Origin of the sequence: Marinobacter pelagius (assembly GCF_003315345.1) — a bacterium.
Classification (GTDB): Bacteria; Pseudomonadota; Gammaproteobacteria; order Pseudomonadales; family Oleiphilaceae; genus Marinobacter; species Marinobacter pelagius_A.
In genome coordinates this window covers 51,682-63,949 of sequence record NZ_QNRO01000007.1, presented here as the reverse complement: position 1 = coordinate 63,949, position 12,268 = coordinate 51,682, and the positions used below count along the sequence as shown (strand labels likewise).

Annotated in this window: 15 protein-coding genes; 4 read left to right on the top strand and 11 right to left on the bottom strand. The window is 57.2% G+C overall.

Annotated elements, in window-relative coordinates:
• Nucleotides 1-119: 119 nt before the first annotated feature.
• Nucleotides 120-1,421 carry a DUF2252 domain-containing protein gene (locus tag DET50_RS08445; RefSeq protein WP_113862428.1) on the bottom strand — a complete coding sequence of 434 codons (1,302 nt, stop codon included), beginning with the start codon at nucleotides 1,419-1,421 and terminating at the stop codon, nucleotides 120-122.
• Nucleotides 1,422-1,591: 170 nt separating this feature from the next.
• Here DET50_RS08445 and DET50_RS19825 point away from each other — a divergent pair, with 170 nt between their 5' ends.
• Nucleotides 1,592-1,981 carry a DUF7352 domain-containing protein gene (locus DET50_RS19825; protein ID WP_473741715.1) on the top strand — a complete coding sequence of 130 codons (390 nt, stop codon included), beginning with the start codon at nucleotides 1,592-1,594 and terminating at the stop codon, nucleotides 1,979-1,981.
• On the opposite strand, the gene DET50_RS08440 is transcribed toward DET50_RS19825, so the two are convergent.
• The 8 genes from DET50_RS08440 to DET50_RS08405 form a co-directional block, all read right to left on the bottom strand.
• Nucleotides 1,911-2,558, bottom strand: coding sequence for a DsbA family oxidoreductase (locus tag DET50_RS08440; RefSeq protein ID WP_113862427.1), 648 nt, complete (start codon nucleotides 2,556-2,558; stop codon nucleotides 1,911-1,913). The genes DET50_RS19825 and DET50_RS08440 overlap by 71 nt on opposite strands.
• A 50-nt stretch (nucleotides 2,559-2,608) precedes the next feature.
• Nucleotides 2,609-3,523: a haloalkane dehalogenase gene (locus DET50_RS08435; RefSeq protein ID WP_113862426.1), complete on the bottom strand. Its 915-nt coding sequence runs from the start codon at nucleotides 3,521-3,523 to the stop codon at nucleotides 2,609-2,611.
• 59 nt (nucleotides 3,524-3,582) lie between these two features.
• Complete coding sequence (locus DET50_RS08430) at nucleotides 3,583-3,960, bottom strand: DUF2750 domain-containing protein (protein WP_113862425.1); 378 nt, start codon at nucleotides 3,958-3,960, stop codon at nucleotides 3,583-3,585.
• A 64-nt stretch (nucleotides 3,961-4,024) separates the two neighbouring features.
• Complete coding sequence (locus DET50_RS08425) at nucleotides 4,025-4,483, bottom strand: DUF4112 domain-containing protein (RefSeq protein WP_113862424.1); 459 nt, start codon at nucleotides 4,481-4,483, stop codon at nucleotides 4,025-4,027.
• Between the two features lie 135 nt (nucleotides 4,484-4,618).
• On the bottom strand, nucleotides 4,619-5,560 hold the full coding sequence (locus tag DET50_RS08420; RefSeq protein ID WP_258546083.1) for an NAD(P)-dependent oxidoreductase: 942 nt from the start codon (nucleotides 5,558-5,560) through the stop codon (nucleotides 4,619-4,621).
• Nucleotides 5,561-6,271 carry a J domain-containing protein gene (locus DET50_RS08415; RefSeq protein ID WP_113862422.1) on the bottom strand — a complete coding sequence of 237 codons (711 nt, stop codon included), beginning with the start codon at nucleotides 6,269-6,271 and terminating at the stop codon, nucleotides 5,561-5,563.
• Nucleotides 6,272-6,317: 46 nt separating this feature from the next.
• Nucleotides 6,318-7,013, bottom strand: a complete 696-nt coding sequence (locus tag DET50_RS08410; protein ID WP_113862421.1) for a VWA domain-containing protein — start codon at nucleotides 7,011-7,013, stop codon at nucleotides 6,318-6,320.
• A gap of 81 nt (nucleotides 7,014-7,094) precedes the next feature.
• On the bottom strand, nucleotides 7,095-7,550 hold the full coding sequence (locus DET50_RS08405; RefSeq protein ID WP_113862420.1) for a GatB/YqeY domain-containing protein: 456 nt from the start codon (nucleotides 7,548-7,550) through the stop codon (nucleotides 7,095-7,097).
• Nucleotides 7,551-7,765: 215 nt separating this feature from the next.
• Here DET50_RS08405 and DET50_RS08400 point away from each other — a divergent pair, with 215 nt between their 5' ends.
• Nucleotides 7,766-8,434, top strand: coding sequence for a glutathione S-transferase family protein (locus DET50_RS08400; protein WP_113862419.1), 669 nt, complete (start codon nucleotides 7,766-7,768; stop codon nucleotides 8,432-8,434).
• Between the two features lie 98 nt (nucleotides 8,435-8,532).
• Nucleotides 8,533-9,099 carry a DUF2845 domain-containing protein gene (locus tag DET50_RS08395; RefSeq protein ID WP_113862418.1) on the top strand — a complete coding sequence of 189 codons (567 nt, stop codon included), beginning with the start codon at nucleotides 8,533-8,535 and terminating at the stop codon, nucleotides 9,097-9,099.
• A gap of 14 nt (nucleotides 9,100-9,113) precedes the next feature.
• Here the strand turns inward: DET50_RS08395 and DET50_RS08390 are convergent, their stop codons facing one another.
• Nucleotides 9,114-9,404 carry a type VI secretion system PAAR protein gene (locus DET50_RS08390; RefSeq protein WP_113862417.1) on the bottom strand — a complete coding sequence of 97 codons (291 nt, stop codon included), beginning with the start codon at nucleotides 9,402-9,404 and terminating at the stop codon, nucleotides 9,114-9,116.
• A 247-nt stretch (nucleotides 9,405-9,651) separates the two neighbouring features.
• On the opposite strand from DET50_RS08390, the gene DET50_RS08385 reads away from it, so the two are divergent.
• Nucleotides 9,652-10,545: a patatin-like phospholipase family protein gene (locus tag DET50_RS08385; RefSeq protein ID WP_113862416.1), complete on the top strand. Its 894-nt coding sequence runs from the start codon at nucleotides 9,652-9,654 to the stop codon at nucleotides 10,543-10,545.
• Between the two features lie 75 nt (nucleotides 10,546-10,620).
• On the opposite strand, the gene DET50_RS08380 is transcribed toward DET50_RS08385, so the two are convergent.
• Nucleotides 10,621-12,213, bottom strand: coding sequence for a BCCT family transporter (locus tag DET50_RS08380; RefSeq protein WP_113862415.1), 1,593 nt, complete (start codon nucleotides 12,211-12,213; stop codon nucleotides 10,621-10,623).
• Nucleotides 12,214-12,268: the final 55 nt, after the last annotated feature.

The following is a 12,268-nucleotide window of genomic DNA, read 5'->3' as shown; positions in this document are numbered from 1 at the left end:
AGTGAGTTCCGTGGCGTGATTGTGGCCGCTATCAAGTCAAATGCCCAGCTTCCCGGCATTAAAGGGTATTCAGGTTTCTCGCTGCCCGGGAACGGGTGATCCGGAAACAACAGACCAGATCAGAAAACTTCCAGAAACGTCTGGAAGTCCCGCTCCACACACTCGGCATAGTGGGTGGCAATGGCCACCACCAGAGTGACAAACTCGCTCTCCCTGCCCTCGGTCAGTTGATTCAGGGACTGTTCAAACAGGAAAGGCTGGTCTGTATTGAGGGCACGACTGGCGCGCTTGTGCTCCGTCGCCAGCACCTCGCCCCAGATGGCCGCCATCTTGCGCAGGTGGTTCTTTTTCTCCAGTTTATCGGTGGGGAAGTCGTCCTTGAAAGGCGACCGCTCGCGCACCGAGAACACTACCCCGTCGAATTCCAGCCAGCCGAGGTAGCGGTCCGGGTGTTCTGCCAGCGCCTTGAACGCCGCCTCATGACGGATGCCCTCGTTGTGATAGACCCGCCGGTACGCCTGTTGCTCGGCCTCGGACATGGCATCAAGCAAGGACGGCCCACCCTGCTGTTTGATATCCAGGATGATGTCGTCATCCTGGGCCCCGCCCTCACCCTCGATCAGGACATAGAAACGCAGGGTACCCAACGATCCGGTACCGGCACTGATACGGCGCACCACATCCTTGATTCGGTAGAAGGCGGAATCCGCTCCCTCCTGTTCCCGTTCCTGGCGATAGGCCTCGAAAGCCTCCATGAACCGTTTCCGCGCACCAGGCGAAAGTCGCTTGAGCTTCGGATGGGTGGCGTCGAAGACCCGTTTTCCGTTTTTCTGGACGCGAGTCCACTTCCGCAGCATGCGCTTGCGGCCTTTCTTCTTGCCGACCTTCTGCAAAAAATTCTTCAGCGGCTTGCCAGAGGTGTCCGCGGTGAAGTGGACTTCCCGCGTGAGGTCATCCTTCTGGTACCCTGTCGCGGTCCCCAAATAGCCCTTCACCAGTGCTTCCAGGGCCTTGGTACAGGCTGAATCATCGAAGATACCATTTGCCCGGGTGTCGAGCACCAGGCTAACAGCCAGGCGCCACAGGTCATACTGATAGTCCGATACCACGGCATCATCAAAATCATCCAGTCCGTAGATCACCTCACCGTCGTGGTTGGCAAAGGCCCCGAAGTTGTACACGTGGGCGTCGCCCTGTATCCAGGTCTGGGTTCCCGACACACCGCCAAAAAGTGCAAACCGCCAGTCGTTGTACATGTCCCGCCAGAACAGATGGCTGGTGCCCCGGAAGAACCGGTACGCGGACTCGGCCATGGCGGCGAACTTCTTGTCCCGGGCAGCGGCATCCAGATCAGCATTGTTCTCGGTGATCGCCTGGATGACCTGTTGATCCCGGTTGTGGAGCGTGAGGTCTTTGAGCATACGCGGATCTCTTCTTTGCCGGTTTACGAATGTAATCGGTATGGCACACACTGAACGAGCTACACGTGATTCCATCCCGGTTCTGTTTTGATCGAAAAAACCGGAACAAAAAAACCAAAAACCCTGATGTTCTTTACCACGCCAACCCGTAAATATGGCATTGAGACCACATGGAGGGAAGGCGTATGAAGACTACCAGCAAGTACCTGCTGTGTTTTGGACAAGAGCCCACAGAGCTCATGCTGATGCCGGATTTCCGGGTGGTGCTTTGCGAATATCTCGTCGGCGCCAAAGGCGTGTACCTCTGGGTAGAGCAGTCTCCGGTAAGGTCGCGGAAAGCTATACCGAGGCACTTCATTGTTGCCCGCCCAGGCAAGTCGGTGCCTGAGAATTACGAATATATAGACTCCGCCGTCGATCCATTTGGGTCCCGTGCTCATCACGTGTTCCAACTACCCGTTAAAACGAGTAGCCGGAATCAGGCGCCATTCAGTCGGATTCTGCCGCAATCTCCCGGAACGCCTGAACCAGGGCATCCGGCTCCTGGGCGCCGGATATAAGATATTTTCTGTTGATAATGAAGGCAGGCACCGCCGAAACGCCTGCCTGCTGGTAGGTTGCTTCGTCTTCGCGCACAGTCTTCGCATACTGGTCCGAATCAAGCACCTCTGCGGCCTCCGCAGAGTCCAGCCCGGCACTTTCGGCGCAACTCAGTAATACGTCCCGGTCCGAGACGTTTTCGGCCCGGCCGAAGTAGGCATCAAACAGTGCCTGTTTCATGGCCGTCTGCCGGCCCTGCTCACCCGCCCATTTCACCAGTCTGTGGGCATCGAAGGTATTGCAGGTGAATCGCTCCTGCATCTTCTCGAAATTGAGGCCCAGATCCTTCGCAATGGTCATCATCTGATTCTGGGCGGCTCGCATTTCATCCTCGCTTCGCCCGTACTTGCGGGCCAATGCCGGCAGGATAGGTTCACCCTGGCCGCTGTGGTCCGGATTCAGCTCAAATGCGTGCCATTGAACCGTGAAATCATACTCTGGCGCCAACTGTTCCATGGCCCGCTCCAGGCGGGCGTAACCGATGGCACACCAGGGGCAGGCTATGTCGGAAACAATGTCGATCTGCATGTTGTTCATGGTGGCTCCTGATGATTATCCGATGCCCTGTTGATCGTGGTTGTGGATCGTCAAGCCGGCACCTGCGCCTTGAGGAACCTGACGACAACTTCCGCCAGGGCTTCCGGCTGGTCCTCCTGCAGGAAGTGGCCGCCATTTTTGATCGTTACGTGGTCCATCCCCTTCGCGCCGGGAATGAATTTCTGCAGGTACTTTTCTGCACCGGCCGTAACCGGATCTGAGTCACTGAATGCCGTCAGGAAGGGTTTGTCCCATTGGCGGAGAACTTCCCAGGCATTTCGATTGGCTTCCGACGCGGGGTCGTTCGGGGTCGCCGGCACTAACATGGGAAATTGACGGGCTCCCTCCTTGTAACTCTCATCCGGAAAAGGAGCATTGTAGGCCTTGATGACCTCCTCGGACAAAGGAGTGACGGTCCCTCCCTTGATGACGCCGGCAATATGGAATTCCGGTGTTTCCTGGGAAAACTGGCGCCACTTCTCAAAGGCCGATCCCAGGTTATTATCTCCGGTAGGCAGAAAAGTGTTGGCAGCAACCACCGAGGTGAAACGATCCGGATTCTCTGCTACCAGCCGCAATCCCAACAAGCCACCCCAATCCTGGCAGACAAGGTTGATCTCCTTGAGATCCAACTGGTCCAGAAAAGACTGCATCCAATCGACATGGCGCGCGTAAGTGTAATCGTTCCGATCGGCAGGTTTATCGGAGCGGCCAAAACCGATCAGATCAGGCGCGATCGCCCGATAGCCAGCTGCTGTAATGATGGGAATCATCTTGCGGTAGAGATAACACCAGGATGGCTCACCATGCATCAGCAATACCACCTGGCCATTCTGCGGGCCCTCGTCCAGATAGTGCATGCGCAGCTCTCCGCCCTCGAAGTCATCCACTTGCAGGTAATGGGGTTCGAAATCAAAACCGGACAGCCCCGCAAACTGGCTCTCAGGGGTTCGCAGTACCTTCATTGATCAGTTCTCCTTCTTGTTATTGGTTCAAGTCTCAAGAACGGCAGGGATGGCATACACTAGAATGGCAAATCAGTTAAGTCGCGCTTCAACTCGTCCGGCGCAGTGATCCAGAGTTCCCCCTGCCCACCGGGAAACACTCCGATTTCGAGCCCGTCCCGGGTTAATCCCGGCACCCACTTCTTGAAGAAGTCCGGCAGGGAAATCGCTTTGGGAGAAAGATCGCCTGAGCCTTTGGCATACTCGGTTGCGAATTCCGCGCTTGGCCAGACTGGCAGATAGGCCACACCGTCTTCTTCCGAGACGATCTTCAGAAAGTGATTGTCAGCATTGACCAGAATCCAGATCTCACGCTCCTCGCCTACTGCGTCCAGAAAGTAGTCATAGCGTTCCTCACCGTCCATATTGAGGGCTTCAGTTAACGGGTTATCACTCATTAAGGTTCCACCGGAAAGTTGGATGTTGATGATGGAGTCTACCGTAAACCCGGCAGGTGAGCTTTCACAAGATCAGCGTCAGACCGCCAGTAATCAGGGCAAACAGCAGAGACAGCCCCATCAGCAACTTCCAGGGGAACGGTGGCGGAGGCGGCTCAACCGCCAGCTGTTCCTCCAGATAGCGTTTCAGCAACAGGGTGTTACGGGTGTTGGCCTTGTAGATGGCATCAAAGGCATCGCCTACTACCGGCAGCAAGCCACCGAGAAAATCGATGCCCATGTTGCGCAACATTCGCAGCTTCACCGCCCGGCTTACGCCCACGCGCTGTGCCTCGACAAGGACATAGGCGGACAACACCAGGCCAGCCATATCACCCACCCCCGGCAGCAGACCGATGATAGCCTCTGCCCCTATTTTGAATCGGGTAAACGGAATACCGATGCTGCTATCCGTAAAGCGACTGAACTTCTCCAGGCGAAGGAGCGTTGCCCGCTTCTGGGCTTCGCTGGGCTGTTGCTTCATGAAATCTCCTCGACATTACCCACAGGATCTGTGGATAACTTTGTTGGCAACGACAGGATACCCGGTGCAAACCCTTCAACCACGGGCGCTGGCGCAAAGCGGAGGTAATTTGATCAATATTCACAGGAGTTGAGGTTAGCCAGGTTTTTCGAGATGTTTGAATACCGCGGCAAAATCATCCCGTCCATGACCGGCGCTGTTGGCCTGCCCATAAATGGATTTCGCAAGACCCGCAAGGAACAGCGGCTGCTTCTCCTCGTATGCGGTCATATCCAGCAAGTGCAGATCCTTGAGCATTAGCTCCAGCGGAAACTGGGCTTCATAATCGCCATCTTTGATAAGCCCGGCCTTTCCTTTCAGGAAAGGTGCGGTCACCGGCAGGTTTGGCAGGGTATCCATCAGAAAATCCCGGCTGAAACCCAACTTTTCTCCCAGTAGCGCGGTTTCGGAATACACCAGCATGCTCTGGGCCAGCAGGGCGTTAACCAGCATCTTGAAGGCGCTGCCCTGGCCGGCAGGACCGACGTGAAGAATTTTCTGCCCCATGTACTCGAGCAATGACCGAACCTGCTCCACATCGGCGGATTCACCGCCGAGCAGAAAAGTCAGCTCTCCCGTTTCCGCCGGCATTTTCGTCCCTGCCACGGGCGCATCCAGGAATCGTAAGCCCCGGCCGCGGACCCGCTCGTCACATTCGCGGGTGTAGGACGGATTCACGGTGGAGCAATTCACCCACAGTGCTCCCTCACCCATGGCATCGATAAACCCGTCGCTTCCAAAGGCAACCTTTTCGACCACCTCGGGCGCGCTCAGCATCGTGAACACAACATCGGCATCAGCCACTGCCGCCCGCGCAGACTCGGCGGTCTTTGCGCCAGCTTTTCCCAGTGCGGTCATTGCCTCTGGAGAGCGGTTAAAGACCGTGAGCGAAATCCCGTTTTCCTTGAGCAGATTATTGGCCATGCGGCTGCCCATGATGCCGAGGCCGATGAAGGAGACATTCATCCAATCCTCCTTAACAGGTTTAAGTGGAAGTGACTCAGTCGAATGAGCGGAGTTCGGAGTATGTTTATTCAATCAGCCTAGCAGACGTTCTTTGGCCTCATTGATCCGGGCAGCCAGATAGTTACTGCCACCATGGTCCGGGTGCACTTTCTGCATCATCCGGCGGTGAGCCCGGATGATCTCTTCCCGGCTGGCACCGGGGGCCAGGCCCAGGATGTCCAGGGCTTCGCTCTCGGTCAAAGGGCCGCCGGCACTGGCATGCTCGCGGGACTCCCCATCGTCATTGCTGGCCTCGTCGTCCGCCCGCCACGAGTCACCGAACCGGCGGTCCAGATAGGTTTCCAGCAGCCGGGCAGAATCCTCATCTTGCGCCCGACAGTACCGTAGCAGTTCGAGAAATTCGCTCTCGCTCAGATCCGCCAGTTCCCGGCCAGCCATGGGGCCTTTGAGGATCTTTCCACTCATGGTTCCGGAGTCGTGATCGAGGCTCATCTCGAGGATCTCGCTGGACACACGGGACTGGTTACCCGACTTGCCCTCTGCACCCCCATTACCGGCCCCGGACAGCAGCGACGGCAGTACCCGGCGCAGCAGCGGATAAAGAAAAGCCAAGGCGGCAAACACAAAGTGCAGTCGACCGGTAACGGCCAGCAGAACCACGATCCCGATACCCGCGATCAACGCGAGCTTGAGAATGGCCGGTTTGCGTTGGCTGGCCGGCTGGTTGCGCAGCCAGAGCCAGGCAACAACCGACACCACAATAACCAGAAGTGTTAATGGCACTCAGATACCCCGGACCCATTAGCCCATCGGTGGATGATGACAAGCACTATCTGATCTGCCGGGTCAGGCGCTTGACCTCCGGGGAGCTGCGGCTCGAGAAGTCCTGCAGGGCCTTGGCTCCCCCGGAAGCATAGACCGCAACCGCGGCCATAAGATCCTTCAGAACCTGAGGGCTATTACGATCAAAGGGCGCGTAGGCTCCTCCGGAAAGCTTGCTCACCTGCTGGAACACTGCCCTTGCATGAGGATCTGCGCCCTCGTGAAACATGAACACCGGGGTTCGCAACAGGCCCAGTTCTCCAGCGGTATGGCAGAGTTCGTCCACCGTCTCCTCGCAACAATCCCCGATAAAAACCACAGCCCTGACGGGCTTTGCGCGGGTTTCCTTAACGGCGTGGGCCAACACCCGGCTGATCTGGGTGAGGCCACCCCGGCAGGAAACGCCGTTCATCAGGTTCAGCAGCTGACCGGTCTCGGTCACAAACTTCGTAGCCTTGAACTCGCCAAAGCCACGGTAGTAACAAAGCTGAATGGCCAGCCCACCCAAGTCCCGGGTCGCCTGGAACAGCTCGCTCTGCAAATGGCAGGCCTGATCCCAGGTCGCCTCCCGGCTCGCGGTGGCATCCAGGGCAAAAATCAGCCTGCCCTGCCCGCCACCATGCTTGGGCAGCTTGCGGACCTCGTTGATGAACTGGTCGATGGACTGCTTATCGGACTTGGTGCGTAGCTCTTTGTCGGACATAGGCTTCTCGAACCGCCAGGGCTGGCAACTATCTCGCTAAAAGCTTAGGGCAAAGACAACGCATTTCACAGGCTCGACCGATCAGGCCGCCAGCGCCGCTCGCACCTTCTTGCTCAGATGCCCCATGTCGACCCGGCCAAGTACCTGCGGGCGCAGCTCGTTCATGACACGCCCCATATCCTGCATGCCCTGGGCATCGGTTGAACTAATGGCCATTCGGATCAGGGCGTCCAGGTCATCCTCGCTCAGGGCGGCAGGCATGAATTCCTCAAGGATCACCATTTCCGCCCGCTCCTTGTCGCCCAGCTCCTCGCGACCGGCGTCATCGTACTGGCTGGCAGCATCCCGGCGCTGCTTGAGCATCTTGTCCAGCACTTTGAGAACATCCTCGTCACTCAGCTCGCGACGCTCATCAATCTCGATCTGTTTGACCGCAGACTGGGCCATGCGAAGGGTGGTAAGCCGGATTTTATCCTTGCTCCGCATAGCGTCTTTTACCGCGTTGCTCAGTTGCTCCTTGAGAGATGATTCCGCCATGGTTGACCTCCGGTTCTGTGGGTTAAGGGGGCTGACTTCCAATTCGAAAGACAGGAAGGTTTAACGGAAAACCGTTGCCGGTTCAATCGTAGAGCATAAAGGAGCATCCAGGTTCCCCAAAATGCGACTCAAAGCACGATGGCGGTGAACCAAAAAGCCATTTGCAGACTACTCTTCAGGGCTATCCATTCTTTTGATGCGAACGGAGTTTGCGCATGATTACGGTTCATCACCTGAACAATTCCCGCTCACAACGGGTACTCTGGATGCTGGAAGAGTTGGGCGTGCCCTACGAGATCCAGCGTTACCAGCGCGACCCCGAAACCATGCTGGCGCCGGAAAGCCTCAAGAAGGTACACCCGCTGGGCAAATCACCTGTGATTACCGATGGTGATCTGGTCGTGGCCGAGTCCGGCGCTATTATCGAATACCTGGCCCACACCTATGGCAAAGACACTATGCTGCCGGAAGGCGGTGGCCAGGCTTGGCTGGATTACACCTACTGGCTGCACTACGCCGAGGGTTCCCTGATGCCTCCTCTGGTCATGCGCCTGGTGTTTGAAAAAGTGAAAACCAGCCCCATGCCGTTTTTCATCAAGCCAGTGGCAAAAGGCATCTCCGACAAAACCAATCAGATTTTCATCGGTCCGATGATCAAGACACACCTGGATTTCGTCGAAGCCCACCTGGCGAAAAACAGCTGGTTTCTCGGGGAGAACCTCAGCGGGGCAGATATTCAGATGAGCTTTCCTTTGGAAGCCTCCGTGGCTCGGGGTATCGTCGGCAAGAACCGGCCTAACATCACCGCCTGGGTTGAGCGGGTGCACGCCAGACCGGCGTACCAACGTGCTCTCGAAAAAGGTGGAGAATACGACTTTGCCTGAGTAGACAGTCAACAAACAACAGGGCCAGAGCTCTGTGGCATTCAACCGTTGGGCAAGTAACATTGCATCGGAAGGCTGAACCAGCGCAAAGTCAGACCATGATCAATCTTCAGCGACTACTCGCCCTGTTCATCCTCGCCACCCTGGCCCAGGCCAGCCAGGGTGCGCTTCGCTGCGGCAGCTCCCTGGTCAATGACGGAGCCTGGCCCATCGAGGTGGAGGAAAGCTGCGGGCCGCCGAACTATGTCGCGGAATACCCCAGCGCGACGGTGCCCGGCCTGGGCGTGGTGCAAACCGAGGCGCACTGGTACTACAACCACGGCCCCCAGCGCTTCATGCAACGGTTGGTCTTTCGCAACGGCAAGCTCGCCCGGGTTGATACCCTCGGGTACGGATTCCACGCTTCCGAATCCCCCAGATGCACCCCCAACATGCTCAGGCATATCAAAACCGAACACGAGCTGATCGCCCGATGTGGTGAGCCGATATCCAAACGCCTGGAATGGCAGGCGCCTCCGCTCCGCAAACGCTCGGAAACCTGGCAAACCCTGCAATCGGTGCTGATTCAGGAGTGGTTATATGATTTCTCGGACAATCAGTTTCGGCAGGTGGTCACCCTGCGAAACGGGCAGGTTGTGGACATCGAGTCCCGCCCTGGCCGGTGAGTCATCAGCATAAGTTAATCACCAACAACAACGCTGCCGCTACCAATAGTCACCCCGCCACAAGAAATCGCACCGCCGGTTATCGCTGCAGGCTTGCCATTAATCATCACCGTACTGGAGCCACCGGCAATCGTGCGCGGATGCGGGGGGTGTTTCGGTTTGGAATGAGGTGCCAACGGATCCCCCACACGGGCAGCGGGTTTGCCATTAATGAGAACATCGGGGGAGCCGGCAATCACCGGAGTGGGAGGAAAACCCTCGTGGTCGGAGCCCATGTCTCCGAGCAGAACAATCGCTTTGCTCATGTCGCATCCTTTGCGTTAGCTGTCATCCTTGATACTGCATCACCGTCAACCGGGCGATCCGCGCCCTGACGATGCAGCCTGAGATCTTACCCTTAAGAGCGCGAGTAACCAACATCCGATCAATGCAAAGGGTGTGGAGTCCGCTCCTTGATCACCGGCATAGTATTGAACAAACTCCCGAACCATAGCAAAGTCCGAACACGATCATGATCGACATTCTCTCCACCATATTCACAGGCACTCGCACATGAAACTCAACCCCTTCAACACTCGCATTGGCCTGGCTCTCGGAGGCGGTGCGGCCAAGGGTATTGCCCACATTGGCGTCCTGAAGGCGTTCGAGGAAGAGCAGATCCCGATTCATTGCATTTCGGGCACCAGTGCCGGAGCGCTGATTGCCAGTTACTACGCCTTCGGCCGCCCGGCAGAGTCCATACTGTCGATCTGTTCAACGTTGAACCTGTCGAAGATCATCAACTTCACCTTCGAACGCGGCGGCCTGTTCAGTACCGATAACATCCGGGCGATGATCCATCGGGATCTGGGGGATTGCCGGATCGAGGATGCCAGGATTCCGCTGGCCATTTGCGCGACGGACATCGAAACCGGTGAACAGCTGGTCTTCAGAAAGGGGAACCTGGCAGACGCCGTCTGCGCATCCATGGCGGTGCCTGGTCTGTTTGTGCCGGTGGAAGTGGATGGCCGGACCCTGGTGGACGGAGGGCTGGTTGAGAATGTCCCGATTTCGCCACTGGAGAGCATGGGCGCGGGTATTACCGTGGCCATTGATCTGAGCCATGTCAGCCGCTACCCGAAACCGCACGACACATTTGATGTGATCACCAATGCCATCAACATCGGCATCGATTTCAATACCCGCAAGCAGCTGAAAAACGCAGACATCGTGGTGCCGCTCGATTTGAGCCAATACAGCCTCACCAACAACGCCAAATGTGTGGACGAGCTGTACATGGAGGGCTACCGCCCCATGAAGGAAAAGATTCGCCGCGTGCTCTGGTACAAGAAGATGAACCTTGCGATTTATCTTTTGCACGCGATCCGGAAGTTGCTTCCTTTCAAGGTGCCCGAGATTATCAAAGACCTTAAACACCACGCACATTCCGTGCACCATCGGAGCTAACCGGGCCCGTCCGGCCATCGCCGGAGTCAGGGCCCGGAAGTCACTCAGGCAGAAAACGGAAAAGGTTCTCTGCGATCACGCTCTACCCTCGGCCAGCAGCAACCGGCGCTCGTGATGAAGGCCCTTGAACAGGCTGTAACTCATCACCAGAAGCACCAGGGTAAAGGGCAGCCCGACACTCAGGGCACCCGCCTGCAAGGCATTCAGGGCCTGCTCGCCACCCACGAACAACAGCACGCCGGCGATACTGCCCTCGGTCACAGCCCAGAAAATCCGCTGGGCCTTGGGTGCATCGGTCTTGCCGCCGGAGGTAATGCTGTCGATCACCAGTGAGCCGGAATCGGAAGAAGTCACGAAGAAGGTCAGCACCAAGGTAATGCCGATGAACGAGGTGATCGCCGAGAGCGATATGTTCTCCAGCGCCTGGAACATGGCCAGAGATACCTCTGTCAGGCCCTTAGAACCCAACACGCCCACGTCGTTCTGGACCTGCTCAAGCGCTGTGCCGCCAAAGCCGCTCATCCAGAACGCGGTGATGATGGTGGGAATGATCAGCACCGCCGTCACAAATTCGCGCACCGTGCGGCCCCTGGATACCCGGGCGATGAACATGCCCACAAACGGTGACCAGGAGATCCACCACGCCCAGTAGAATACAGTCCAGCCATGGAACCAGGTGGTATCCTCTTCACGACCAAAGGGGTTGCTCAGGGCAAACATGTTTGATGCGTAAGAGGCGGTTGTGTCCCAGAGCCACTGAAAAATAGCGAGGGTGGGCCCGGCGAATATCACAAACACCAGCAGCAGCCCTGCCATCACCATGTTGGCGTTACTCAGCAACCTCACACCACCGTGGATGCCCCGGATAACAGAGAAAGTTGCGACCGCGGTGACACCCGCGATCACGCCGATCTGGACGTTCAGGCCACTCTCGATATCAAACAGATAGGAAATCCCGGAGGCTGCCTGCTGGGCACCGAAGCCAAGTGACGTGGCAAGCCCGAAGATCGTCGCCAGAACGGCCACAGTATCAATGACATTGCCCGGCCAGCCCCAGACCTTGTCGCCAAGGAGAGGGAAAAAGGCGGAGCGGATGGTCAGCGGGAGGCCCTTGTTGAACGCAAAGAACGACAGCGAAAGGCCGACAATCGCGTAAATCGCCCAGGGGTGCAGGCCCCAATGATACATGGTCGCCCCCATCGCCAGGCGGGCACCCTCTGCGGTGTTCGGCTCTACCCCCAGCGGCGTTCCATACCAATCGGTGTAATAGGCCACCGGCTCGGCAACAGACCAGAACATGAGCCCCGTGCCCATGCCGGCGGCGAACAGCATCGCAAACCAGGACAGCAGGGAAAACTCGGGCCTGGCATCAATACCGCCAATCCGGATCTTGCCCACGGGCATAAAGATCAGTGCCAGACACAGCAGCACAAACAGGTTGGCACTGAGAAGGAACCCCCAGTCGAACACTTCAATGGCGCCATTCTTGGCACTATCGAGCAGTTCCTTCGCTCCGGCGGGGAAAATCAGTGTCGCAACAACAAACGCGACAATCAGAAAGGCAGTTAACGGAAAAACGATGTTGTGAATATCGAAACCGAACCGGGCGATATTATCCTGCCCGGCCACGTAATCGGTCTGATAATCGTCTTTGACTACGTCACCCAATGTGAGGACTCCTGTAGCTGCATGCATCGGCAGCTGGTTGGAAAATGTACCTCCC